This window comes from Halanaerobium sp. (assembly GCF_003070835.1).
The window spans coordinates 1-4634 of the sequence record NZ_QBLR01000274.1 but is presented as its reverse complement, the minus strand read 5'-3'; the positions used below and the strand labels follow the sequence as shown (position 1 = coordinate 4634).

Sequence of the window (4634 nt, the reverse complement as noted above, 5' to 3'; positions counted from 1 at the left end):
TTCTCAAATTACAATTTTAGAGGATAATTTTGAAATTGAAGAAGTTCCAGCAGATGAAATTCCTTTTACCAATTTTAATGAATATGATTTGACAATTAACTTCATTAAAACGGGTGGTTCAGAAGCTACTTTTGCTGAGAATGTGGAGTATTTGCCGCAGCCGGCATATCTTCTGGCAACAGAGCTTAATAATTCTTTACCAGCAGCTTTAGAAATTTTAAGTTTTTTAAATGCTGAAAATCTTTCTGGGAAAATACTGCATGGAGATATGGAAGAAGTTGCAGCAGAAATAGAAGAACTGGCAGCTTATAAAAAAGTAAGAGATGAGATAGCTGCTGCTAAGTTTGGAATTATTGGTCAGCCATCGGATTGGTTAATTGGAAGTAAAGTGGATTATGACCATGCGGCTCATCATTGGGGCAGTGAATTTGTAGATATCGAGCTTGATCAGCTTTATCAGGCATTAAAGCAGGTTGATTCTGCAAAAGCTAAAAGAATTGCAGCTGATTTTTTAGAAAATGCTTCTGATATAGTTGAAAGCAGTAAGGCTGATCTGGTTGAGGCAGCAAAAATTTATTTGGCACTGAAAGATGTTATTGCCAAAAATGATTTAGATGTAATTACCATTCGGTGTTTTGATATTGTTAAGAAGTTAAACACTACAGGTTGTCTGGCACTATCGCTTTTAAATAATGAAGGCCTGATTGCAGGTTGTGAAGGTGATGTTCCAGCTGCCTTTACAATGTTTTTAGCCTATCAACTTACAGGTGTTATGCCGTTTATGGCAAATCCAGCTGCCATAGATAAAAAGAACGATGAAATCTTATTTGCCCACTGTACTGTAGCAACCGATATCAGTGATGATTATATTATTCGTTCACATTTTGAAACAGGTATTGGAGTTGGAATTCAGGGAATATTAGAAACGGGACCTGTAACTGTCTTTAAAATTGGTGGTGCTGGTTTAGAGCAATATTTTGTGGCTGAGGGTGAGATTATAGAGAATTTAGATTCTCCTAATGCCTGCAGAACTCAGCTTAAGATTTCCTTACCCCAGAGTTCAGATTACTTTTTAAATGATAGTATTGGAAATCATCATATAATTATTCCGGGTTATCATGCAGATATAATAAATGAATTTCTTGGTATGGAATAAATTAAAAATCACAGGAGGAATAAAATGTCAAAATTATTAGAAGTAAAAGATTTGCATTTGAAAATAGAAGATGCAGAAATCTTAAAGGGGATGGAATTTTCTTTAGAAAAAGGAGAAGTTTTTGCATTGATTGGGCCAAATGGCTGTGGAAAATCAACTTTAGCCTATACTTTAATGGGCATCAATAATTATCACCCACAAAAAGGGGAAATGATTTTTAAAGGTGAAAAAATAAATGACCTAAAAATTAACGAAAGAGCCAAAAAAGGTATTACTCTAGCCTGGCAGGAACCAGCTCGTTATCAGGGAGTAACAGTTAGAGAGTTTTTAGCTTTAGGCCTTAAAAGTAAAGGTGAAGAGGTTACTGAAGAGAAATTAAAAGATGCTTTAAACAAGGTAGCCATTAACCCTTATCAATATCTTAACCGTTTTGTAGATAAAAGTTTAAGTGGTGGCGAAAGAAAAAGAATAGAACTGGCATCTTTAATTTTGATGCATCCAGAATTAATAATCTTAGATGAACCTGATTCTGGGGTAGACGTTGTAGCCTTAAATAATATTGCTGATATGATAAATTATTTCAAAGAATCTGGTAGTGGTATTTTATTGATTACTCACTCAGAAGAAATGTTAAAATATGCTGATCAGGCTGCTTTAGTTTGTGAGGGAGAAATTATTCGCCAGGGTAACCCATCAGATATCAGTGAATACTTTAAATCTTTCTGCTATCCATGTGCTAAGGAAGAAGAATGTGAGACGGAGGTGGCTAGTTAATGAATGATTATGAAATGATGGTTGATGCATATAAAGATGCTGGTGGAGATGATATCTTTGCTGACAGCGAAGTAGCTCATCTGGTTTTAGAAAGAGATAAAATTTTAGGAATGCATGCTGTTGAAGGGTTAGAAGTTGAAGCTGATAAAATCAGTGAGGATACTGTTAAAGTCAAGGTACTTGTTAAAGCGGGTTATCAAATTAAAAATCCTGTCCACATGTGTTTTGGAGTATTACCAAAAGAAGGACGCCAAAAAATAGATATGAATGTCGAAGTTCAAAAAAATGCTAAGGTTGAAGTAGTGGCCGATTGTGTTTTTCCAAATGCAGTTAAGGTAGAGCATATTATGGATGCTGTTATAAATATTGCTGATGGCGGCAGTTATACCTATAAAGAACATCATTTTCACGGAGATAATGGTGGAGTAGAAGTAATTGCTAAATCCGATATTAATGTAGAAGCAAACGGTAAATTAGTGACTAAATTTGACCTTTTAGAGGGTCGTGTTGGTAAGATTGATTTTGATTACACAGCAAATGTTGCTGAACACGGAACAGTAGAGATGCTGGCTCGGATCAGCGGTCAAAAAAATGACTTAATTAAAATCAGAGAAGCTGCACATTTAAATGGTAAATTTGCTAGAGGAATATTGGATTCAAAAATCGCCATCAAAGACCAGGCTGAAGCAGAAATTTATAATGAATTAACTGCTGATGCTGCAGAAGCAATGGGTCATGTAGATTGTACTGAAATCATTAAAGACCAGGCGATAGCTCGTGCTATTCCAATTGTGGATGTTCGTCATCCAGAAGCTAAGGTAACTCATGAGGCTGCAATTGGTAGTGTTGACAGTACTCAACTGCAGACATTAATGGCTCGTGGCCTTGATGAAGAAGAGGCTTCAGAGGTAATTATTCAAGGTCTGCTCAACGATTAATTTTTAAACTGCAGCTACCGTTTACCGGACCAATATTTACCAAATAATAAATGTTAAAATCCTTTTAATATATTTAATGGATATAATTGGGTTGGTAAACGGTAGCTGTACAAAAAGGAGGATTTTTTATGTTTAAGAAAAATACTTTTTTTACACTAATTTTTCTATTTATTTTTCTCTTAGCTGCAGCAGCACCTGTTTTGGCACTTGAAGTTAATGTTCAGGCACCAACTGTGCCGGGAGCTTTACCATTTTTGTGGATGCAGGAAAAAATTGAACTGCCAGCAGCATTAGATATTAAAGTAAATTTATCATCAGATCATCAGCGTGGAATGTCATTGCTTGCTCAAAATGATATTGATCTTTTAATTACTGGCTCTAATGTTGGGGCTAATGCTTATAACCGAGGTATAAATCTTAAAATGATGAATGTTAATACCTGGGGAATTGATTATTTGCTGACAAATGGTTTCAAAGCAGAATCCTGGGCTGAGCTCAGCGGGAATGATTTAGCTTTACCTCTGCAGGGAGGACCACTAGACTTTTTGGCAAGGTACTTGGCTCAGAAAAATGGTCTTGATCCAGAAGAAGATTTAAATTTAGTCTATAGAGCCCTGCCGGGTGGTGCCCAATTATTTATGGCAGGAGAATTAGATGCAATTATTTTGCCGGAGCCACTGGTAACAATTAGTCTTGCAAATCGGGAAGAAGCAGTATTATCGATGGACTTACAGGAGGAATGGGCCAAGTTGAATGGAGACAATAGAATTCCTTTTGTAGCGCTCTTTGTTAACGGAGAATTCAGCAGCAAATATCCTCAGTTTACAGATATAATCAATGCCTATTATGCTAAAGGTGTTGACTGGGTAAACAATAACCCTGAGGCAGCAGCTGAACTTGCTGCAGAACATTTTGGAATGCCGGCACCTATTTTTAGAAAATCTCTGAATAGAGTTAATTTAAATATTTATTCTGAGGTGGAGAGCAGAAAATTAACAGAATTTTATTTTGGTGAGATGCTAAAAATGTATCCAGAACTTCTAGGTGGATCTTTACCCGATGAAGAATTCTATTATTAAACCATTTTGGATTTTATTATTTTTTATTTTTCTAATCTGGGAAAGGAGTGCGGCTGGTCTAAACAGCCTCATTCTGCCCTCAATTGGAGAAAGTTATCAGGCTCTAAAAGAAATTGCTCTATCTGGGATACTACTTGAAAGCTTTATAATTACTTTAAGAAGGACTTTAATTGCTTATGGACTGGCTGTAATCCTAGGTATTATTACAGCACTGCTGCTCTATCGTTTTAAGATTTTGCAGCGAACATTTAGACCCCTAATCACTGTAATTCAAGCCACTCCACCAGTAGTCTGGGTTTCTCTAGCAGTGGTTTGGTTTGGAGTTGCAGATGATTTGACCCCAATATTTTTGATATTTATAGTCTCATTACCGGTGATTTTTGTTAATATTTTTCAGGGATTAGAAGATATGAATGTAGAATTAGTTGAGATGGCCCGGGCCTATTCCACACCAAGATATAGAATTCTAAAAGAAATTTATCTCCCATCATTATTACCAGCCTTAGTTTCTGCTTTAAGTATAGCCTTTGCCTTTGCCTGGAAATCATCAGTTTTTGCAGAATTTATAGCTTCTTCAAGCGGTATTGGTTATCAGTTAAGCCGAGCTAATTCGATGATGGCAACAGATAGACTTTTTGCCTGGACCATAGTTTTAATCCTATTCATGCTGTTTGTTGAATATTATTT

The 4634-nt window shown here is 36.0% G+C and carries 5 protein-coding genes; all 5 read left to right on the top strand.

Annotated features, from left to right (window positions below):
• The coding region (locus tag CI949_RS17220; protein WP_290768636.1) for a fucose isomerase at nt 1-1156 on the top strand (1156 nt) is incomplete at its 5' end.
• 24 nt (nt 1157-1180) lie between these two features.
• Entirely contained in the window at nt 1181-1930 is a 750-nt protein-coding gene (locus CI949_RS17215) for an ABC transporter ATP-binding protein (protein WP_290768634.1), read from the top strand.
• Complete coding sequence (locus CI949_RS17210; RefSeq protein WP_290768632.1) at nt 1930-2868, top strand: SufD family Fe-S cluster assembly protein; 939 nt, start codon at nt 1930-1932, stop codon at nt 2866-2868. The genes CI949_RS17215 and CI949_RS17210 overlap by 1 nt, the downstream gene beginning before the upstream one ends.
• 128 nt (nt 2869-2996) lie before the next feature.
• Nucleotides 2997-3947 carry an ABC transporter substrate-binding protein gene (locus CI949_RS17205; RefSeq protein WP_290768629.1) on the top strand — a complete coding sequence of 317 codons (951 nt, stop codon included), beginning with the start codon at nt 2997-2999 and terminating at the stop codon, nt 3945-3947.
• Nucleotides 3928-4634: ABC transporter permease (locus CI949_RS17200; protein WP_290768626.1), on the top strand; the 707-nt coding region annotated here is incomplete at its 3' end. The genes CI949_RS17205 and CI949_RS17200, both read left to right, overlap by 20 nt.